This window comes from Bacillus sp. DNRA2, from assembly GCF_012843265.1.
Classification (GTDB): Bacteria; Bacillota; Bacilli; order Bacillales; family Cytobacillaceae; genus Bacillus_BU.
Map to the genome: position 1 here is coordinate 129,877 of NZ_JABAIT010000001.1, position 19,403 is coordinate 149,279.

Here is a 19,403-nt window from a genome sequence, read left to right on the forward strand (position 1 = left end):
TGATTTTTCACGTCATAGTTGTCTTTTTTCTTAGTTATTTTCAAGCTGTTTTGGTCCAGCCGGTTGCCCCCGCTGTTTATTAGAGGCCTTTGTGGCTATGAAAACAATTAAAACGAGGATAAGAATAACGACACTAAATACGAGTCCGTAAATGTAGTATTTTTCCATAAAATCATAAAAGCTAATCGCTGTGTCAAATTTGATAAGGGCAAGATAAACAATTAAAGCGCCTAAAATCCAGTTCACAGAATGGTAGTGTTTGAGTTTAAACCAATTTGCGACCGCGACGCTCGAACCATAATGGAGGATAGCAAGCCGTAAATAGGCGGATACTGACATAATGGTCAAACCGTATATATCAAAACGCTCAATAAAGCCAACATCGATTAGCCGTACCATGCTTTCAACCGGGTACATAAATTTAGTGGCTTGGTCAACGCCAAAGATGGAAATCGCCCCAGTTGCAGTTGATGGAAAAATGATTAAATTTCCAATAAAAGAAAGAATGTATACTTTGCGAAAAGAAACGGCATTTGGAACAGACCTTTCCACATTGATCATTAAGAGCACAATCATTTCACCAAATAAGGCGAGAATCACAAGCGCAACCGGAATGATCGGCTCGATGCCGTTTTCCAAAATCGGCAGTAACTTTTTGTAATCCTTTTGCGGACTTAACGCAACTGACACAAAGGTTCCGGAGAGAATGTTTAAGATAATAATCCATTCAGCAACACGCGCAATCACTTCAATCCCTAAGTGGACAGTGAAACATACACAAAGCGCAAAGATAACCGCAATCAACCATAATTGATGCTGTGGTAAAAATACTGCAGTAATAAAAATTGCATATCCATATAGGGTTACACAGCTATGAATAATAAAAAAAATGATTAATGGTAAGGTGGCGATTCGGCCAAAAAATGGCCCAAGTTTTTCCATGGACCATTCGACGATCGTCTTTCCCGATAATTTTTCGCTTAAATAGGCCAGCGCCAAAAATATAGCTATGCCTGGAATAAATCCCAAAATCATGCCTAGCCATGTATCGCGACCTGCCCATCCAAGAAATATTTTAATTAAAAAAAAGTGCCCTGGTATCACGATTAGAGGTGTGATTAAGAAAAAAATCTGCCTCGATGCAATTGCTGTTTTTTCCATGATTCCTCCTAAGGGATGTTAATAATTAAATAGGCCTAGATTTCGGATATCGACTTTCACATCGATATAAACGGGTAGCTCAGTAAATTGTTCGTTCCAATTCTGTTTGTTTTTTTTCCAAAACTGCGGGTTTTTTCGGTGAATTACTGCACCAAAGCCAAATATATCGGCTTTATAGCCTTTTGCTTTGGCAATTGCAGCAAGGATTTCTGCTTCAATCTCTTTTGCTGCAAGTTTCTCAATCTTGTTAATTTTCCCCTCAGTTAATGCGGTGTATTGAGTCAGCATTTCACCTACACTTACGGTAGCTTTTGCGTCAATCGTGAGATGTTTTAAGCGGGAACCTTCAAATTGCGGCTTGATGTTAACCTTTGTTTTGTCTAAAATCTCGAGTCCGATTTTTCCAGAGCCCTTTAGGGCATTTATGACTAAAATTCCCCCGGTTACTTCCTCTTTTACCCATAGTAGGCCGCGTGTCTCTGTGTTATTTAATTTGCCAATCCATTTTCCCTTTTTAATGACAGCAGTGTTTTGTGCCTTCGGAATATTTTTAGCTCCTTTTTTAACTGTTTCTACAATGGCTAAATAACCGATTTGGTCTGAGCTAAGCATCATTTCGGTAAACTGGTGAAGCCTGATGGTTGGAATATACGAAGTATTCTTTTGGGAAAGCTGTTTTTCAATAACCGTTGAAGGAACTGTCGTAAAATCAGGCTTTGCCTTAATAAATTCCGCGGCATCTACCTTGGAAATCAAAATGAATGGATTTGGTTGCACTTCATTATTACGGTTTAAAAAATCGAGAAAGGGGAGGATGTTATCCTGTGTGACGGTCGGACCTAGGACAACAATTTTAATATAGGGCCAAATTGGTTGCTTCCCCAGTTTAATAATCGTAGACCGAACGGCATCGAAAATGGTGTCGCCAACACTGGAATATATTTTAACTCCTTTAGCCTCCTGCTTATCCACTGATCTAGTATCAATTAACGAAACGGTTACTTTTACTTTATTATCTTCCGTTCGATCAATTCCAAGCGAAGACAGGATGAGACGTTCATCTAATTCGCCACGAAAACAGCCGGACAAAAGGATTGTCATAATTGTGAATAAAAGAACGATGAGTATAGATTTATTCTTTTCCCCGTTTTCCTTCACCAGATAGACCTCCAAACAGTTGCTTTGTTCTATTAGCTGAGCCAATCGAGGCGGGGCGTTTTGTCATAAGCCAAAGTGGAAAGCGGATGATTCCGTCCATCCAATCGCTAATTCTAATGGGAAACAGTGGTGCGGCGAACGGAACACCAAATGATCGCAATGAAGCAAGATGACTGACGATAATCATGCCTAGCATGAGGATGCCAAATAAGCCAAGCCAAGCACCAGCGATAACGAATAAAATTCGTAAAATGCTTATGGGCTCTGAAAGGGTATTAACCGGAAAGGATGAGATTCCGACTAAAGCCACAGTTACGACAACGGGTATACCAACTAGACCTGCCTCGACCGCAGCTTCTCCCAATATGAGTGCGCCGACAAGGCTGACCGCTTGGCCAACCGGCTTTGGCATTCTCAAACCCGATTCACGAATAATTTCAAAAACGATCAGCATGGCGATCATTTCAACATATAGCTGAAATGGAACGTTCGCGCGGGTAATGAAAAATTTTACGAGCAAAGAAAAGGGAATTAGTATCGGATGAAAATATTGGATGGCAACAAACATTCCAGGTAGCAAAACAGCGATAAAAAAGCTTACGACTCGTAAAACTCGGACAAAGTTCGAATAATACGGTCTGGAGTAATAATCCTCGGAAACCTGAAAATGGTTGATTAAAAGGTATGGAACCGTTAATACAATCGGTGTACCATCAACAAATATTGAAACTCTCCCTTCTAGCAGTTGGGCGGCTACGATATCTGGCTTTTCCTGATTTCCCACTGTTGGAAAAATACTAAAAGGAGCGTCCTCGATATATTGTTCTATGTATCCCGATTCTAAAATGGCATCAACCTTTATATTTGCTAATCTCGTGTATACTTCTTTTAAAACCTCTTTATTTACAATTCCATCAATATAGGCAATAACTATTTTTGTTTTGGTTTGTTCCCCAAGCTGAAACGGTTCACAACGCAAATTGGGGTTGCGAATTCTCCGGCGTAGTAGGGTGAGATTGGTAGAGATATCCTCTGTAAAGGCGTCGCGCGGACCTCTGATTACGGTTTCAGTAATCGGCTGTTCTATTCCCCGCATTTCCCAGGCCTGCGCGTTAATAATGAGCGCTGAATTCTCTCCCTCGATAAATAGAGCAATTTTTCCGGTGAAAATTTCATTAACGATTTGGTGAAGATTGTCCATATAGAAAATATCAGCGACGGAAAGTATCGATTCTCGTAAATGGGCTAACAGTGACTTGTTTAAGTTAGCTTGCGGCTTGGACATTGTCATTAATGGGCCAAGGATATTTTCATTGATGACAGTAGTTTCGACCATACCAGAAACGGCAAATATGAGTGCAGAAGAAAAAGGTTCAGCACCAATTTGGAAGTTTCTATCAATAATTCCAGCATTGTTTCCAAGTGCTTTTTCTAGAAATTTCCTATTTTCGTTGACTGATGAGTGCACCTTTTCATAGCTTTGTTGTATGTGTTGTGGAGCGGAATCTGGACGCGCAGTAGTTTCGCTAGTTAGTGCTTTATGAATCAGGTGACGGGCGGACTTTTTTAACCAAGTAATCATGCGTGAGCACCTCAGCTTTGGAAATGTAAATATAGTTTTATCAATAGATAGGATAATATACATAACACTACCAATCTTATTTCGGAATTAGAAACTTTCGGGAAAGAAAACAATTTAACGCAGTAAAGCGATGGGGGACAGTCCCCCACCGCTTTAGTGTGTTAAATAGGTCTCTGGTCGTATTTTTTTTTACAGTTGTAGTCTATGGGAAAATGTTGGGCTTTAGTGTATTCTTTTCATATAGGGAGAAAATATGAAACCTTGTTCTTCTTAGTTCGTAATACGTAATACGTAATTCGTAATGATAGAAAGGAAAAGTCAGGAGTCGATATATGATGAACGCATTTATTTCATTTCTGGTTGGAACGGTCGTAGCCTTCCCACTAGCTGTAAGCATATGGTTAATCAGTTATTTTGCCCTAGATCAAGCCTTTTGGGTATCGTCAGGCTATTCATTCATTGGAGGTTTCATCACCTTTATATTGGCTACAATGATGATGAAATCCCGTTTTCTTAAGAAAAACCAGCTGACTCGAAAGGAATATCGCTATATTAAACAGAATTTAGAAGAAGCTAAGCAAAAAATGAACCGTTTGAATAAGGCAGCATTCACGATTCGTGAAATTCCATCATTTAAGCAGAGAATTGATATCATGAGAGTAACAAGAAGAATCTACAAGTTAACGAAAAAAGAGCCAAAACGTTTTTATAAAGCTGAGCAATTTTATTTTTCGCATCTAGACTCACTTGTGGAAATTACGGAAAAATATGCATTGCTGTCAGCGCAGCCAAAGAAGAATTTAGAGTTAACACATACATTGAATGATACTAGACAAACTCTAAATGAACTTACCCAAACTATTGAAAAAGACCTATACATTATCCTTTCCGATGATATTGACCATCTGAATTTTGAAGTGGATGTTGCCAAGCATTCAATTAAAAATATGAAGGACATTAAATCACTAGAAGAAAGCAGGTTGAAAAAATGAGTGAAAAAGAACCAGATATACTCAGAAAAACCGACAATGTATTAGATGATATACTTACCAATCCGTTTGGCGATTCCACTGACCTCTTAGTTGAGGATCCGCTGGCGCCAGCACCGCAGAAAATCAATCAGGATAAGCCGGTTAAATTAATCGATGTCATTCCTCCAGAAAATCGTGAAAAAGCTTTTCAGCTTGCCCAGCAAATCGACCCGAAGAACCATCAGGCGATGATTCAATATGGAACGCAGGCGCAAAGCAAGTTGCTTACTTTTTCTCATACGATGCTAGAGCATGTTCAAAAAAAGGACGTCGGTGAAGTTGGCGATATCATCAACGACTTGATGAAGCGCCTTAACGATATTAGTCCAGATGAGCTTAAGGAAAAACCATCTTTCTTTTCGCGGATGTTTGGCAAAATTTCAGGTTCAATCCAAGAAGTGCTTTCCAAATATCAAAAGACAAGTGCGCAAATTGATCGCATTAGCGTAAAATTAGACCGCAGTAAAAATGTCCTATTGTCTGATATCGGCATGCTCGAAAAGCTATATGAGACGAATAAGGATTATTTTCATGCGTTAAACGTTTATATTGCGGCTGGGGAAATTAAGCTTGAGGAATTAAATGAAAAGACGATTCCGGCCTTGAAAAGAGCTGCAGAAACTTCCCAGGATCAAATGAAGTTTCAGGAAGTTAATGATATGATTCAATTTGCTGATAGGCTTGAAAAGCGCTTGTATGACCTCAAGCTCAGTCGGGAAATTACGATTCAAAGTGCGCCGCAAATCCGCTTGATTCAAAATACAAACCAAGCCTTAGTTGAAAAAATCCAATCCTCGATTGTGACAGCGATTCCGTTATGGAAAAACCAAGTAGCGATTGCGCTCACCTTGCTTCGCCAGCGTCATGCCGTAGAAGCTCAAAAGCAAGTTTCCAAAACAACAAACGAGCTACTTTTGAAAAATGCGGAAATGCTGAAAACAAACACAATTGAAACGGCAAAAGAAAACGAGCGCGGCTTAGTTGATATCGAAACTTTAAAGCAAACGCAGGCAAGCTTAATTACAACCCTTGAGGAAACATTACGAATCCAAGAGGAAGGCCGAAGCAAACGCCGTGCTGCTGAACATGAGCTAGCCCAAATGGAAAACGAACTAAGACTCAAACTCCTCGAAATCAAAGACAAATAAATACTTACTTTAACACAATAAAGCGGTGGGGGACAGTCCCCCACCGCTTTATTGTGTTAAAGAATCAGGATTATCTCATTCGTTCCAATCTTGAATTTCTACTTGTTCTTGAGTTACGATAAGTTCGTTGTAAAAGGTCGCTGTGGATGCTTGGATATAGGGGGTTAGCCATAAAAAGCCAATTCCTAACGTGAAAATGCAAAGAATTCCCCAACCAATGAAGCTTAAATTTAGCAAGAAGTATTTTCCTTTATATCCCTTCATCCGCTTTTTACTTTCTGTAATCGCTTCAAGTATTGAATACTCCGGATGGTCTTTCATTAGTAAATAGGTTTGTGAATATGATAATGATTTTATTATCCCTGGAATCAATAGCAATAATGACCATAGGAAAATAAAAACCCCCATTAATAATGAAGTGCCAATTAATTTAAAATATCTCTTCGCATCTGAAAAAATAGTAAAAACGTCAAAAAGCTGGGGTCCCTCAAAGCGTACTAATGCTAAAAAGAACCATAAAGTCGTTACAGTTAATGGCATTAACAATAAGGAAATAATTGCACTTGCGAATTCTGCCTGTGGTGGCAAGGTATCTGCCAAAAACCAATTTGACCATCCGCCGCTGAGCATGACCTCAAATATCATCGGCAGGAAGGCGTTAATAACAAAAACGATAAATGTTAAACCAGCAGCTAATCCCCATTGACCTTTCAATGCTTTTAGCGCCTGTTTCTTAATCTCCGTGATCGTCATCCGTTTCTAAGTAAAGTTTCAAAAACCTCTGTATTATTATAACATTCCTAGTTCGTCTAAAGTGCCTAATATAGAGTATTCAGGCCACCAGCCTATTTTTCCAAAAAAACTTTCATTTGAAAAATAAAATATTAACATAAATGTATAAGATATCCTGAATGCGGCAACAATAAAATGAGCAAGATTCATTTTGAATTTTTGTGTATATGTGAATGCTAGGAGGCAATGAAATGGAACGTGGAAAAGTAAAATGGTTCAACAGCGAAAAAGGTTTTGGCTTCATTGAAAGAGAAGGTGGCGAGGACGTATTTGTTCATTTTTCTGCCATTCAAAGTGAAGGTTACAAAACCTTAGAAGAGGGCCAAGAAGTCACTTTTGATGTTGAACAAGGCCAGCGTGGACCACAAGCAGCAAATGTTAACAAGGCATAAAGAATAAGCAAAACTAAAACATAAAACAGACTTTTACTGTAAAGGTCTGTTTTTTTGTGTGCTTCTGGGAATCATAATCATAATCAAAATGATAATTGAAAAATTGAAATCACTCAAAAATATCATAAAGCTGTGAGGGTCTTAAAGGAGCATGACAGTGAATAAATCTCAATTAAGGTTAGATGTTCCGAAATTCATCATACAGATTATCGTTACATTTATCATTGTTTATCTCATCTATTCATTTTTATTAAGGGATTGGATTACGAACATTGACGCCCCCTTTTGGATAACAGGATTGCTTGAAATGATGATTTTATTCTTTATTACAGTACCATTTTTTTACTTGATTGTTTATCGGGATATCACCAAAAAAATTAACGCTGATCACAAATTATTGGAGGAAATGGCCTATTTTGATTCATTAACTGGCCTGTCAAACAGGCATTATTTTATTGAAAAAAGTCAGAAGATATTAGAGGAAGCAGAAAAAAAGCAGGAAAGAGTAGCCTTATTGTATTTGGACCTTGACCGATTAAAGGTTGTGAATGATAATTTAGGGCATTTTGCAGGCGATGAGCTACTCCAACAAACTGCAAAACGATTACGGGAAATGGTCGGTGAGCTTGGGATTGTCTCACGTCTAGGTGGTGATGAATTCGCAATCCTCTATTCTTTTGGAAAAAATAGTGAACAAGAAGTGCTCAGCAAGACGAACGGATTGCTAGCAGGCTTTCATGAACCATTTCAAATTGACGGTTATGCTATCCATTCAAAGCTAAGCATTGGGATTGCGATATTTCCCGACCATGGAAAGACAAATGGTGAACTCCTTGAAGCATCCGACACTGCGATGTTTCAAGCAAAGCGTTTAGGCGGTAACCAATATAAACTTTATAATCCAAGCTATGCAGTTTCGAGTCAGCAGATATTTGATATTGAAAATGATTTTTTTGAAGCTTTGAAAAATCAAGATTTATTCTTGGTTTATCAACCAAGGGTGGACTCGCTAACTTTGGATACGATTTCGGTTGAAGCGTTAATTCGTTGGAAACATCCTGAAAAAGGAACGATTTTACCAGAAAAATTTATCAAAATTGCCGAAACAACTGGTCAAATCATTCAAATGGGGGAATGGGTACTTAAAGAAGCGTGCCAACAATTGAAGTCTTGGCAGAAGGAAGGGCATCGCAAGTTGCGGATGGCTGTGAACATTTCAGAAAAACAGCTGCAGCATCGGGATTTCCCGAATAAAGTTCAGGCCATACTCCAAGACACTGGAGTTGCGGCAAAGGATTTAGAATTAGAAATCTCAAATTTGTCACTCTTGGATGAAAATGAAATTGTCTATTGCGGAATTTGTAAATTGCGGGAAATCGGCATTCACCTCGCACTCGATGATTTTGGCATTGGTTACTCACCATTGCGACTCATTAAGGGGCATCGTCTTCACGCACTAAATATAGATAAAGAATTTATTGAAAATGTGGATCAAGACGACGAAAAGGCGGCCGTTTTACAATCCATAGCCATGCTTGCTCGGGGCCTGAAAATTGAAGTCGTCGCTAAAGGCGTGGAAACAAAACCGGAATTAGAATTTCTCCAGCATAATGGCTTCAACCTCATCCAGGGGAACTACATCGCTGCACCAGCAAAAGCCGAACAGCTTTCCTTCACCACACTAAAGTGATGGGGGACAGTCCCCCGCCACAGTAAAGCAATGCTACGATGAAGCGGCGGGGGACTGTCCAAAATCCCAAATCCCAACCCCCATCCTCACGTCACATCCGCAAAATAGCACCAGAAATACCTGCTTATCTTATAGATTGGCAGGTATTTCTGGTGGCAAATCCCCTGACATTCGCGGGATTTTACGTGGATAGTAGTTAAGCGAATCAGAAGAAAACAGCATGACTAGCATTTTTCCATTTCCTGAATAGGCCCGTATCAATATCGGTTGATTATATAAATTGCGAAACGCAAAATCTGGGCCATACCAGCTAACAGTTGCATCTCTACCCTCTGGTACGTAAGGGACACGTTTACTATGCGAATAACGCTCAACAATTTGCAGCCCAGATTGGTCCACAGCATTGTAAAGCGTAGAGGAAACCTGACAAATCCCTCCGCCAATTCCTTCGGTTAATTCACCCTTTACAATCACAGGAGCCGATAAATAGCCTCTTTCAGGAGTTCTTTTTCCAACCACTTTGTTAAATGAAAACGTCTCGCCAGGAAAAACCACATAATTATTGATTGCCCCCGTTGATAAGGAAATATTATGTGACCGTTCAATGTTTTGCGAATTATAATATGTCACATAGTGAGCAATCATTTCTGTCCGAATATCGGAAATCAACTCGCTATCCACCTTTGGGAAAATATCCCGGACAGGGACTTCTAACATTTTTGGACCTTTTCCATAAAAATAATCGTAAAATTGTACTTCAAAGTTCATTCGATCGAGACTTGCCCCAGGCTTCTCAGCAATAATGTTCCCATGCCGATCTAATCCGGCGTTAATGGGTTCTTTTTTAATTTGTTCAGCCACTTGATCTTCAAGCTGCCTTAGCCGTTCAAGGTTAAAAAAAGGAAACATTGGTAACGGTAACATAAAATCAGTCCGATTAACCACCGAGATTGTTTCACCTTTCGAGTTTATCGCTAGATTATCTGCAGGCACTTCAATCGCATGACTTAATACCATCAGGGCGAAAAGCCAATTGAAATTCATCAACCTCACCTCTCGTTTAGTATGAGGAGAAGGGAATAAATCAATACTAAGAAACATGCATCAACAAACATTCATTGGGATTTAAAAAAACAGATATTTTCCAGTCTAATTGTTATAATTTTAGTCAAAATAGTGTTATAACAGAGGTAAGTACATAAATGAAGGAGATTGGATCATGGGTCTACTTGATGGTTTTATCGGTAACGTATCAGAGGTGGAGGTAGAAGCCGTAGTAAAGGAATTAGAAATGATCGTTACAGAAAATGAGCAAGTTGAAAAAGCGTATAAGCTAGTACGGGATTTATTGGTTTTTACAAACTTAAGAATGATATTAATCGATAAGCAGGGCATGACCGGTAAAAAGGTTGAATACCACTCGATTCCATATAAGAGCATCACACACTTCAGCTGTGAAACAGCAGGAACATTCGACCTCGATGCTGAGTTGAAAATTTGGATTTCAGGCTGGGAAGAGCCAATCCTAAAACAATTTAAAAAAGACAAAAGCATCTTCGACGTCCAAAAAGCACTGGCCACCTACGTCGCCAAATAACACTTTACCACAGCACTGTAGTGGGGGACAGTCCCCCACTACGCTAAAGCGCTAAAGCTAAAGGTAATGAATTGACCGTTCTCGCCTTTGTGAATTATGATATTGGTATAATACAAAAGGAGGAATGATTAAATGTCAAGAAAACCCCGGGAATATTATCCGGGAGCCGCATTTCACATCTATGCCCGCGGAAACAAGCGCGCCCCCATTTTCCACGAACCAAAGGATTTCCAAAAATACCTTGAAATCCTCGAGGCTACCCGCGAGAAATACCCATTTATCCTTCACGCCTACTGTTTAATGTCCAACCATCTTCATCTTCAACTTCAACCGAAGCAAATCACAAGAGAAAACATCATTCCCAATATCATGAAATACGCCCACATGCACTATGCGATTTATTTAAATAAAAAACTCGAAATCGATGGCCACGTCTTTCAAGGTAGATTCCAGTCAAAGATTATCATCCCGACAGATTATTTCCTCACCTTAAGCCGCTATATACACCGCAATCCACTCGAAGCACACATCGTCTCCAAGCCAGAAGAGTATCAATGGAGCAGCTACTCAGCGTACATAAATCAATCAAAAAATCCGCACATTGACACGACTAAAACCCTATCCTATTTTCCTGAACCTACTTATCTAAGTTACCGAGAATTCGTTGAACGAGATGAAGAAGACGATGTAAACAAAGCAAACAAAGCAAACGAACTAAACGAGGCACAAAAGGGAGGAATTCTATTGTGAACAAGACCGCCACAATCACTACAAACAGCATGACTATGAAAACTCAGAACGGGTACGCTTAAGAGTAACTGCTGCGAGAGAACGACAGTACCAGCGCTACGGAGCTGAAATAAGCAATAACAGGGTCCCATATGAGACCCTGTTAAAGGATAAACCGCTATCTGTTTCACAACTCAATTGTATTCAGCAATTATCATCCAAGAATAACTGGAGTAACCGCTCCCAAATCAAAATCATCAGACTTGCCCGTACTATAGCCGACCTTCATCAAACAGATAAAATCGTCGACCAACACCTCCACACTGCTATCCAACTACGACCCACTGAACCACGTTAAAGCATTGGGGGACAGTCCCCCAGTACGTTCCCGCTTTAGCGTGATGGGGGACTGTCCCCCGCCACGGTAGTGCGGTGAAGAGGATGCGTGGAAATTGCATAGCTCTAGTGCTCTGCTGCCTTTAAAATGTTCACTTATAAAGATTGGCGGGAATGATTCACAGTTTGATATTTTATCCATCATGTCCAATAATTCAACCATTTGTTACACCTCTTGTAATTATTTATTGCCGTGACATAATCAGTAGAGGACGTATAAAAGGAAAAGTAACAAGTAAGGATATCTTAAATTCTTTCACCTGAATTCTGAATTTCTGAATTGTTGTTTTTTTATTAGTTTAAATTATCTGATAAAGAATGTAAGTGAACTTTGTCATACTCAGCAAAAATTTTTCTGTAAAAACTACAAATTTAGCACATTAAAGCGGTGGGGGACTGTCCCCCACCGCTTTAATGTGCCAAAGCACGATGATCTAAGCCTGCAATTTCAGCCTCATTCGGATATCTATCACTAGTATCCTTACTGTCAGTACTGAAATTGTCACCACCATCACCACTGTGAATTGATGCTAGGAAATTGTCACCGAAGAAATCATTGAATGAGTCCCACATCTCTCCAAAATCGCGATCCCGACGCCGCATTGAACGAACCGACAAACTGGATTCCTTCTTTCCAATGCATATTTCCTTACACCCATAGTTTACTCCTCGCAGATGCCTTCTTCAAACAAAAACTTAACTTTTATAGACGAAGTTCTTCAGCAATTCATCCTCTAACTGTTCTTTTGGAAGCGGTTTACTAAATAAGTAGCCTTGCCCGATATCGCATTTATTTTCCCGTAAGAACTCGGCCTGCTTCACCGTCTCAACACCTTCAGCGACAACGGACATATCTAAATTAGCACCAAGCTCAATAATGGACCTAACCAACGGTTCTTTCGCTGTACCAATATCATCAATAAATGATTTATCGATTTTCAGCTTATCTAGCGGTAAATGTTTTAAAATACTTAAAGAAGAAAAACCGGTACCAAAATCATCAATTGAAATCTTTACGCCAAGTGCCTTTATCTCCTCAATAATTGGTTTGGTTTTACTAATATTTTGCATGATACTTTCAGTGATTTCGAGCTCAAGATATTGCGGAGCCAACTTCGTTTTTTCCAACACATACTTAAGTTTTTTTACAAAATCCTTATCGTACAATTGCCGCGTCGAAACATTCACGCTTACGACCACCGGCGGGAAGCCACGCTCCTGGAAAAACTGATTTTGTCGGCAGGCTTCATGCAACACCCATTCACCAAGTGCCACAATTAAATCTGTCTTTTCTGCGACAGGAATAAATTCAGACGGTGGAATGTAGCCCTTGAGCGGATGATTCCAACGAATCAGTGCTTCATAGCTTATTAACTTCCCTGTATGTAAATGGAACAATGGTTGAAAATGCAGGACAAAATCCTCGTGTTTCAGAGCCTTTTTCAATTCACTTTCGGTCTCGATATTATACTTATTGACTTCATCTTTTTTATTATAAAAATAAAACGTATTCTTCCCGTTTTCCTTAGCTAACAGCATCGCATAGTATGCCTGATTCAATAAATACTTCCGGTTAAGACTGGTGGCAGGGAAATCGCTGATTCCGATACTAATGGAGGTATAGATTTCTTTATTTTTAATAAAAAATGGTTCATCAAAGAGATTCAGCAGGCGCTGACAAGTGGATTCAACCTCTTCTCTCGTCACGTTTTTTAAAATAATCGCAAATTCATCTCCGACAATTCTACACAGTAAATCGTCCGCGGAAATTAGCTCCTTTAACCTTTCGATTGCATTAACCAGCAGCAAGTCGCCGAACTGATGTCCCAATGAATCATTGATAAGCTTGAGCCGGTCAAAATTAATCAGCAAAAAGGCAAAGCTTTGAAGCGAATTATCATGAAAGCTCATATCCTGTAAATATTTTTCAAGATAATGATTGTTAGGGATGCCTGTTAAGACATCGTAGAAAGTAAGTTGGTTAATTCTCTCCTCGGATAGCTTGCGGGTTGTTACGTCAATTTTCACACCAGTAAAAGCAGTTACTTGTCCAAGAGAATCCAATGTCGGATAAGCGCGGTCCTCAATCCAGCGAATTTCCCCATCACAGGGGCGAATGATCCGATATTCGCAAGTCACCTTACGCCCAGAGCGAAGGATTTCATCTTGTTCAATTGCCTTCCGATCATCAGGATGGATGACATCCTTCCAAAAAGATGGATTCGAGGTTAATTCCTGATATGGAATCCCGTAAAGCTTTTCGGCGTTAGGAGAATAATAAGATTCTCCCTTGTTGAAGTCGTATGACCATAAAACGATATTTACTTCATTTATCAGTTGCTGCATAAAACCATTTCGGTTGGTTAAATCGGATTGTTCCGTAATAAAGTCAGTGATGTCAAAAATAATTCCATATGCGATCTTCATATTAATTTCGGGTTTAACAATGGTAGAGGAATGACCTCGAAACCAGCGGATATCTCCGGCTTGATTCATCATGCGAAATTCCCGTTGGCTACCCACACCGGTTTTGAGTTCCTCAATGAGCGTATCGTATGCATGTTGGTCCTCAGGAAAAATATACTCTCGCAAAATAAGGGGATTCTTTTCATAACTTGATTGTGAAATGCCTAAAAGCGTTTCAGCTCCTTTAGACATATACACCTTCCCGGTCACTAAATCCATCGACCAAAAAGCGATATCTAACATATCTAAGAACTGTTGGTAATATTTACTATCCTGAAAAAACGAATCTTGTTGCATGCTCAGCCAAACCCTCCTCTTTCAGGGAACACCCTAAACTTTCCTCCATCACAGTATTACCGCAATGGGGGACAGTCCCCCACCCAATTAAAGCGTTAATGTGGTGAGGGCTGTTTTTGTAATTATGTTAATATACTTATTATATTATTATATTGTTTTCTAAGATATAAGGATTATTATGTTTTTGACAGTTTATAAAAGAATAAAAAGAAAAGGCACCCCCATCATTGATAGGAGCACCTAAACCTGAATATGTACTTATTCTTGATTAATTAAGTATGCACTAACAAACTCAGCCCAAACCTGATGGCCTTTTTCATTTGGAAATGATTGATCAGGAGTAATGAACTCTTTCATTGCTTCCGTGCTTGGATCAGGCCAAATTCCCCAGTGATCTAGGTAGGTGAGCTGATGCTCTTCGGCGTAGTCTTTTAACTCGGCGACCTGCGAAGGATAAACTTTCGCCTTATAAATCGGATTTGCTGGTTGCAGGATGATGGCACTGTCAGGGTTACTACCTTTTACCGTTTCAATGAATGTAGTCAAATTTGCAAGTGTTGTTGCTAAATCGACTTCTCCATTATTTTTAAGGATAAATGGTTCAAACAACAGCATATCAGCCTTAAGATTTGCTATCTCTTGGTGGTGGTTTTGAGCAATAAATTCTTTGGAATTCATATCATACTGGCGTACCTCAACATTTAGATGGTCCTGACTGTAAGCCTTGATTAATTTTGCTTTCGTTGCCTCAGCCCATCCAGTTTCACCACCCAAAGTGGAGGATCCAGCAATAACAATCGTAAATTTCTCATTTTTTGCAAAAGACTGTTTGAATTTTTCGACCGCAGCTTCAGGCCAATTTTTTGTCAATGGAAGGAGGCTATTCATGGATTCCTGTTGAACGCTAGCTGTCTTTGTGATTGTTTGTGTTTCATTTTGTTCCGCAGCTTGTAAGACTGTTGTTTTTTCGGTCCACAAAAAATGACTAACACCGATAAAAGCAATACAAAGCAGTCCGTAAAAAATAGTCAATATTGATTTCAATCTACCAACCTCCAAACATATAAAAATCTCTGTTCAATTATGACAAAAACTGATAATAATAGCAATTACATTTGTAGTATATTAGACTATTTTGTTAAAAAAATCCAAATAATCATCATACTATTATGAACATAAAAAAGTGACTGTCACAATAACAGTCACTTTTTGCACGGATAACAAGAAAAATCTAAACTAAGAAAGTCATTTACGATACTTACTCGATATCACCATTCCAAGCGTTCATGCCACCTTGAACATTAACAAGCTTAGTAAAACCATAACCTTGTAACTTTTCGGCAGCTTGCATGCTCCGATTACCACTACGGCAAATCATCACAATTTCAGCATCCTTCGGAAAATCCGCTGTTTCTTCACTTAATTGGCTCAGAGGAAGATTGGTAATCCCAGGTATATGTCCTGCTGCGAACTCATCCGGTTCGCGGACATCGATGAACACTGTATTTCCATCATTATTGTCCATCATTTCTGCCATCTCATCAGTCGTAATGTTGTTTATACTTGTGCTCTCGTTCATAAACTGCATGCCAATAAATCCGATAAACAATAAAACAATCAGCCCCGCGATGATTTTCTTTCCCAACTGTGATCCACTCCTGAAAGTATATTAAATAATTGCCTAACCTAGCCAAGCTTACTCAATATCACCCATCCAAGCCATCATTCCGCCACTCATATTGGTAACATCATAGCCTTGGTATTCCAAAAATCTAGTTGCATTGCTGCTTCTTCCGCCAGAAAGACAAACAACGTAATATTCCTTGCTCTTATCTAACTCATTCATTCTGTATTCAAGCAAACCTAACGGAATATTAACCGCACCAGGAATTTTCCCGCCGGCAACCTCAGCCGGTTCGCGAACATCGATAATATTCAAGTCTTTGTTCCCCTTTAATAATGATTCTAACTCATTTGCACTAATTTGTTTCATCCTTTTTCCTCCTAAAATAACAATAAATATATTTGCACGTGCGTTAACTGCGCCGCTAAGTTCCTGTTAGTTCCAGGCGCTCATGCCGCCCTTAACATTGATCACATTCTTAAAGCCGGATTGTTTTAAAATCTTACTTGCTTTGTTGGAGCGCATTCCGCTTTGACAAATGACCACAACGTCTTTTTCCTTAGATAGCCCATCCAACTTTTGCGCAAGCTGGTGCAAGGGAATATTCTTAAATTGACGAATATGATTTCCTTTATATTCAGCTGGGGTACGCACATCAATGAATTGAATTTGTTTATTGTCCAAATAACTTTTTAATTGCTCGGTCGTAATTTGTTTTACACCTTTAGTTGGCAGCATACGTAGCACCAACAAAAGCACGATAGCTGCGAAAAAAACATAGCTGATATAATCCATGGTGGTTTCCTCCTTATAGTTGAAAGACATTTCTTTTATTAAAATAAAGATTGTTTTACACCCTAACCCCTATGGGTATAACCTATATTCAAATAAAAAAGGAGTAACTCCTTTTTTAAGTGGAATCTTGCAGTAAAAATCAAAAAACTCCTTCAGTATTAACGACTTTTCACGAGTAAATCGACTGCGTCTTTCACTAATTGCTCCGAGTCCTGGCCAGTGTCTTCGGCATCACGAACGCACTTAATCAAATTCGAGCTAACAACAACACCAATTGTTCGATCAATGGCTGTTCTTGCTGCAGAAAGCTGCGTGATGACTTCCTTACAGTCCTTATCATCTTCCATCATTTTAAGAATTCCGCGTAATTGACCTTCAATTCGCTTCACACGGTTTTTAATTTTATCATTGTAATCCATATCAGTAACCCTCCTATCTTTCAAAGGTGTGCATTTCAAAAATTGAACTAGGTTAATATTATACCCTCGAGGGTATGTTGTCAACCGAAATTCTTATACCACGAACATGTTGAATTTTAAAAATCTGTGATAATAATTTTACATAAATATCGTGAGGATTGCAAAAAAACATAGTCTCTATATCTATCGTTAATAAAGGTATTTACGCTGAAAATAAGAAAAAACAAGCTTTTATGATTCTTTCTTGATAGGGGTGGGGGTATTGTTATATGATTAACATGGAGGGTGATGAAATAATGGGTAAAAAAATAGTGATTGTCGGGGGCGTAGCAGGTGGTGCTACTGCAGCGGCACGGTTAAGAAGAATTGATGAAGAAGCAGAAATCGTTTTATTCGAACGAGGTGAATATATTTCCTTCGCAAACTGCGGGCTTCCATATTATATAGGTGAAGTCATCCAGGATCGTCGCAAATTACTTGTGCAAACGGTAGAAGGAATGAGCAAAAGATTTAAATTAGATATCCGTAATTTAACTGAGGTTGTCAAAATCAACCGTGAGCAAAAAACCGTATCAGTGAAGCATGTCGTAACAGGTGAAACATATGAAGAAAGCTATGATGTTTTACTTTTATCACCAGGGGCTCAACCGTTAGTTCCAAATCTGCCTGGTTTAGAAGCAGCTAACAACGTGTTTACGCTGCGGAGTATTCCAGACACTGATGCGATCAAGGATTTCGTTGATAACCAAAAGCCAACTCATTGTGTCGTAGCGGGCGGAGGCTTTATCGGTTTGGAAATGGCGGAGAACCTTGTAGAACGTGGCGTAAAAGTAACGATTGTTGATACCGGAAATCAAGTCATGAAGCCAGTCGATTATGAAATGGCAGCAATTATTGAGCAGCATCTAATTGAAAAAGGTGTTGAGCTTATTTATGAAGATCGTCTGCAATCCTTAGAAAATAGCGGTAAGGTAGCCGTGCTTGCAAGCGGCAAACGCCTTAACACCGACATGATTCTTCTATCAGTGGGTGTTCGCCCAGAAAGCACGTTAGCTGTTGAGGCAGGCTTAGCTGTTGGAGAGCGCGGTACCATTAAGGTAGACGAATATTTGCAAACTGCTGATGAAAGCATTTATGCGATTGGTGATGCGATTGAAGTGGTTGATTTTATCAATGAAAATCCAGCCATGATTCCGCTTGCAGGACCAGCGAATCGGCAAGGTCGAATCGTTGCCAACAATATCATTCGCGGCAATGTTGAGAAATATCCGGGAACACTTGGAACAGCTATTGCTAAAATTTTCGACCTAACGGTTGCTTCAACTGGAAACAATGAGAGAACGCTTGGACGGTTAGGCATTCCGTATAAGGTTGTGCATATTCATCCAGCGTGCCATGCCACTTACTATCCTGGTGCGAGCCAAATTGCATTAAAGCTCCTCTTTGACGGTGTTACCGGCAAAATTTTCGGTGCTCAGGCTGTAGGTAAAGAAGGTACCGACAAACGCATCGACGTCATCGCTACGGCAATTAAAGGTGGCTTAACAGTTCATGACTTAACCGAGCTAGAATTGGCCTATGCACCGCCATTCGCATCAGCTAAGGATCCAGTTAACTATGCTGGCTATGTTGCTTCTAATATAATTGATGAAGGCATTGAAACGGTGCAATGGCATGAAGTGGACGATATTATCGCCGGAGGTGGTCTGCTAATTGATGTCCGTGAACCTAAAGAGCGTGAAAACGGCTATATTAGCGGTTCAGTTTGCATCCCGCTCGATTCTCTGCGCGACCGCTTAGCAGAACTTCCTACTGATCAAACGATTTACGTGTCGTGCCAAGTTGGCTTAAGAGGCTATCTGGCGACAAGAATCTTGCTAGCGAACGGCTTTAACGTCAAAAACGTAGATGGCGGCTGGAAGACTTACTCTGTAACGAAAGCAAAGCAATTACAAAACGCATAAAGTATTTGTGACCCGGCAGTGAGTAGTGCTGGGTCTCTTTTTTTTGTAAAAATAAAAATGATTTTAATGTACGGATAAGAGAGTGGAATTCACGGATAAACAGCTGGATTAACGGAGAAAATTCTGAAATCCACGGATAAAATGCAGGATCCACGGATAAAA

At 39.5% G+C, this 19,403-nt stretch carries 20 protein-coding genes and 1 pseudogene; 8 read left to right on the forward strand and 13 right to left on the reverse strand.

Features of this window, described 5'->3' with window-relative positions:
- Positions 1 to 30: 30 nt before the first annotated feature.
- From HHO41_RS00610 to HHO41_RS00620, 3 genes are read right to left on the reverse strand one after another with little or no spacing between them, the layout of a single operon-like run.
- Positions 31 to 1,161 (reverse strand): GerAB/ArcD/ProY family transporter, encoded by a 1,131-nt coding sequence (locus tag HHO41_RS00610; protein WP_169094886.1) that lies wholly within the window; start codon positions 1,159 to 1,161, stop codon positions 31 to 33.
- An 18-nt stretch (positions 1,162 to 1,179) separates the two neighbouring features.
- Complete coding sequence (locus tag HHO41_RS00615) at positions 1,180 to 2,319, reverse strand: Ger(x)C family spore germination protein (protein ID WP_169094887.1); 1,140 nt, start codon at positions 2,317 to 2,319, stop codon at positions 1,180 to 1,182.
- Positions 2,294 to 3,901, reverse strand: coding sequence for a spore germination protein (locus tag HHO41_RS00620; protein WP_169094888.1), 1,608 nt, complete (start codon positions 3,899 to 3,901; stop codon positions 2,294 to 2,296). The genes HHO41_RS00615 and HHO41_RS00620 overlap by 26 nt, the downstream gene beginning before the upstream one ends.
- Positions 3,902 to 4,233: 332 nt before the next feature.
- On the opposite strand from HHO41_RS00620, the gene HHO41_RS00625 reads away from it, so the two are divergent.
- Together HHO41_RS00625 and HHO41_RS00630 are read left to right on the forward strand one after the other, a co-directional pair.
- On the forward strand, positions 4,234 to 4,893 hold the full coding sequence (locus HHO41_RS00625) for a 5-bromo-4-chloroindolyl phosphate hydrolysis family protein (protein WP_348981200.1): 660 nt from the start codon (positions 4,234 to 4,236) through the stop codon (positions 4,891 to 4,893).
- Complete coding sequence (locus HHO41_RS00630) at positions 4,863 to 6,080, forward strand: toxic anion resistance protein (RefSeq protein ID WP_481747078.1); 1,218 nt, start codon at positions 4,863 to 4,865, stop codon at positions 6,078 to 6,080. Before HHO41_RS00625 ends, HHO41_RS00630 begins: the two co-directional genes overlap by 31 nt.
- Positions 6,081 to 6,155: 75 nt before the next feature.
- On the opposite strand, the gene HHO41_RS00635 is transcribed toward HHO41_RS00630, so the two are convergent.
- Positions 6,156 to 6,833 (reverse strand): DUF975 family protein, encoded by a 678-nt coding sequence (locus HHO41_RS00635; protein ID WP_169094890.1) that lies wholly within the window; start codon positions 6,831 to 6,833, stop codon positions 6,156 to 6,158.
- A gap of 230 nt (positions 6,834 to 7,063) precedes the next feature.
- Here HHO41_RS00635 and HHO41_RS00640 point away from each other — a divergent pair, with 230 nt between their 5' ends.
- Together HHO41_RS00640 and HHO41_RS00645 are read left to right on the forward strand one after the other, a co-directional pair.
- On the forward strand, positions 7,064 to 7,264 hold the full coding sequence (locus HHO41_RS00640; protein ID WP_169094891.1) for a cold-shock protein: 201 nt from the start codon (positions 7,064 to 7,066) through the stop codon (positions 7,262 to 7,264).
- Between the two features lie 157 nt (positions 7,265 to 7,421).
- The gene (locus HHO41_RS00645) at positions 7,422 to 8,954 is read left to right on the forward strand and encodes an EAL domain-containing protein (RefSeq protein WP_169094892.1); all 1,533 of its coding nucleotides are present in this window, start codon (positions 7,422 to 7,424) and stop codon (positions 8,952 to 8,954) included.
- A gap of 129 nt (positions 8,955 to 9,083) precedes the next feature.
- Here the strand turns inward: HHO41_RS00645 and HHO41_RS00650 are convergent, their stop codons facing one another.
- Entirely contained in the window at positions 9,084 to 9,998 is a 915-nt protein-coding gene (locus HHO41_RS00650; RefSeq protein ID WP_169094893.1) for a VanW family protein, read from the reverse strand.
- 175 nt (positions 9,999 to 10,173) lie between these two features.
- On the opposite strand from HHO41_RS00650, the gene HHO41_RS00655 reads away from it, so the two are divergent.
- The 3 genes and pseudogenes from HHO41_RS00655 to HHO41_RS00665 all read left to right on the forward strand — a co-directional run.
- Positions 10,174 to 10,551, forward strand: coding sequence for a PH domain-containing protein (locus HHO41_RS00655; protein WP_169094894.1), 378 nt, complete (start codon positions 10,174 to 10,176; stop codon positions 10,549 to 10,551).
- Positions 10,552 to 10,683: 132 nt separating this feature from the next.
- Positions 10,684 to 11,301 carry a transposase gene (locus HHO41_RS00660; RefSeq protein WP_248278312.1) on the forward strand — a complete coding sequence of 206 codons (618 nt, stop codon included), beginning with the start codon at positions 10,684 to 10,686 and terminating at the stop codon, positions 11,299 to 11,301.
- A gap of 97 nt (positions 11,302 to 11,398) precedes the next feature.
- Positions 11,399 to 11,638, forward strand: a pseudogene (locus tag HHO41_RS00665) (magnesium chelatase subunit ChlI family protein); the annotation flags it as partial.
- On the opposite strand, the gene HHO41_RS00670 reads toward HHO41_RS00665, so the two are convergent.
- The 8 genes from HHO41_RS00670 to HHO41_RS00705 all read right to left on the reverse strand — a co-directional run bounded on the left by HHO41_RS00670 (position 11,615) and on the right by HHO41_RS00705 (position 17,277).
- Positions 11,615 to 11,839, reverse strand: coding sequence for a hypothetical protein (locus HHO41_RS00670; protein ID WP_169094895.1), 225 nt, complete (start codon positions 11,837 to 11,839; stop codon positions 11,615 to 11,617). The pseudogene HHO41_RS00665 and the gene HHO41_RS00670 overlap by 24 nt on opposite strands.
- Before the next feature lie 248 nt (positions 11,840 to 12,087).
- Positions 12,088 to 12,294, reverse strand: coding sequence for a hypothetical protein (locus HHO41_RS00675; RefSeq protein WP_169094896.1), 207 nt, complete (start codon positions 12,292 to 12,294; stop codon positions 12,088 to 12,090).
- A 78-nt stretch (positions 12,295 to 12,372) separates the two neighbouring features.
- Entirely contained in the window at positions 12,373 to 14,439 is a 2,067-nt protein-coding gene (locus HHO41_RS00680; RefSeq protein ID WP_169094897.1) for a sensor domain-containing protein, read from the reverse strand.
- Positions 14,440 to 14,697: 258 nt separating this feature from the next.
- Positions 14,698 to 15,483, reverse strand: coding sequence for an SGNH/GDSL hydrolase family protein (locus HHO41_RS00685; RefSeq protein ID WP_169094898.1), 786 nt, complete (start codon positions 15,481 to 15,483; stop codon positions 14,698 to 14,700).
- 214 nt (positions 15,484 to 15,697) lie between these two features.
- Positions 15,698 to 16,084: a rhodanese-like domain-containing protein gene (locus HHO41_RS00690; RefSeq protein ID WP_248278313.1), complete on the reverse strand. Its 387-nt coding sequence runs from the start codon at positions 16,082 to 16,084 to the stop codon at positions 15,698 to 15,700.
- Between the two features lie 51 nt (positions 16,085 to 16,135).
- Positions 16,136 to 16,432, reverse strand: a complete 297-nt coding sequence (locus tag HHO41_RS00695) for a rhodanese-like domain-containing protein (protein WP_169094899.1) — start codon at positions 16,430 to 16,432, stop codon at positions 16,136 to 16,138.
- A gap of 66 nt (positions 16,433 to 16,498) precedes the next feature.
- Complete coding sequence (locus HHO41_RS00700) at positions 16,499 to 16,858, reverse strand: rhodanese-like domain-containing protein (protein WP_169094900.1); 360 nt, start codon at positions 16,856 to 16,858, stop codon at positions 16,499 to 16,501.
- Positions 16,859 to 17,016: 158 nt separating this feature from the next.
- Positions 17,017 to 17,277: a metal-sensitive transcriptional regulator gene (locus HHO41_RS00705; RefSeq protein ID WP_169094901.1), complete on the reverse strand. Its 261-nt coding sequence runs from the start codon at positions 17,275 to 17,277 to the stop codon at positions 17,017 to 17,019.
- A 296-nt stretch (positions 17,278 to 17,573) separates the two neighbouring features.
- Between HHO41_RS00705 and HHO41_RS00710 the strand changes: the two genes are divergently transcribed.
- A complete protein-coding gene (locus HHO41_RS00710) occupies positions 17,574 to 19,241 on the forward strand; it encodes a CoA-disulfide reductase (protein WP_211171001.1) in 1,668 nt (555 codons plus the stop codon).
- Positions 19,242 to 19,403 lie beyond the last annotated feature (162 nt).

Coding starts and splice junctions, on each gene's coding strand:
- HHO41_RS00610 (WP_169094886.1), bottom strand. CDS start 1,161: ATGGAAAAAACAGCAATTGCATCGAGGCAGATTTTTTTCTTAATCACA.
- HHO41_RS00620 (WP_169094888.1), bottom strand. CDS start 3,901: ATGATTACTTGGTTAAAAAAGTCCGCCCGTCACCTGATTCATAAAGCA.
- HHO41_RS00625 (WP_348981200.1), top strand. CDS start 4,234: ATGATGAACGCATTTATTTCATTTCTGGTTGGAACGGTCGTAGCCTTC.
- HHO41_RS00635 (WP_169094890.1), bottom strand. CDS start 6,833: ATGACGATCACGGAGATTAAGAAACAGGCGCTAAAAGCATTGAAAGGT.
- HHO41_RS00640 (WP_169094891.1), top strand. CDS start 7,064: ATGGAACGTGGAAAAGTAAAATGGTTCAACAGCGAAAAAGGTTTTGGC.
- HHO41_RS00650 (WP_169094893.1), bottom strand. CDS start 9,998: ATGAATTTCAATTGGCTTTTCGCCCTGATGGTATTAAGTCATGCGATT.
- HHO41_RS00655 (WP_169094894.1), top strand. CDS start 10,174: ATGGGTCTACTTGATGGTTTTATCGGTAACGTATCAGAGGTGGAGGTA.
- HHO41_RS00660 (WP_248278312.1), top strand. CDS start 10,684: ATGTCAAGAAAACCCCGGGAATATTATCCGGGAGCCGCATTTCACATC.
- HHO41_RS00670 (WP_169094895.1), bottom strand. CDS start 11,839: ATGGTTGAATTATTGGACATGATGGATAAAATATCAAACTGTGAATCA.
- HHO41_RS00680 (WP_169094897.1), bottom strand. CDS start 14,439: ATGCAACAAGATTCGTTTTTTCAGGATAGTAAATATTACCAACAGTTC.
- HHO41_RS00695 (WP_169094899.1), bottom strand. CDS start 16,432: ATGAAACAAATTAGTGCAAATGAGTTAGAATCATTATTAAAGGGGAAC.
- HHO41_RS00700 (WP_169094900.1), bottom strand. CDS start 16,858: ATGGATTATATCAGCTATGTTTTTTTCGCAGCTATCGTGCTTTTGTTG.
- HHO41_RS00705 (WP_169094901.1), bottom strand. CDS start 17,277: ATGGATTACAATGATAAAATTAAAAACCGTGTGAAGCGAATTGAAGGT.
- HHO41_RS00710 (WP_211171001.1), top strand. CDS start 17,574: ATGGGTAAAAAAATAGTGATTGTCGGGGGCGTAGCAGGTGGTGCTACT.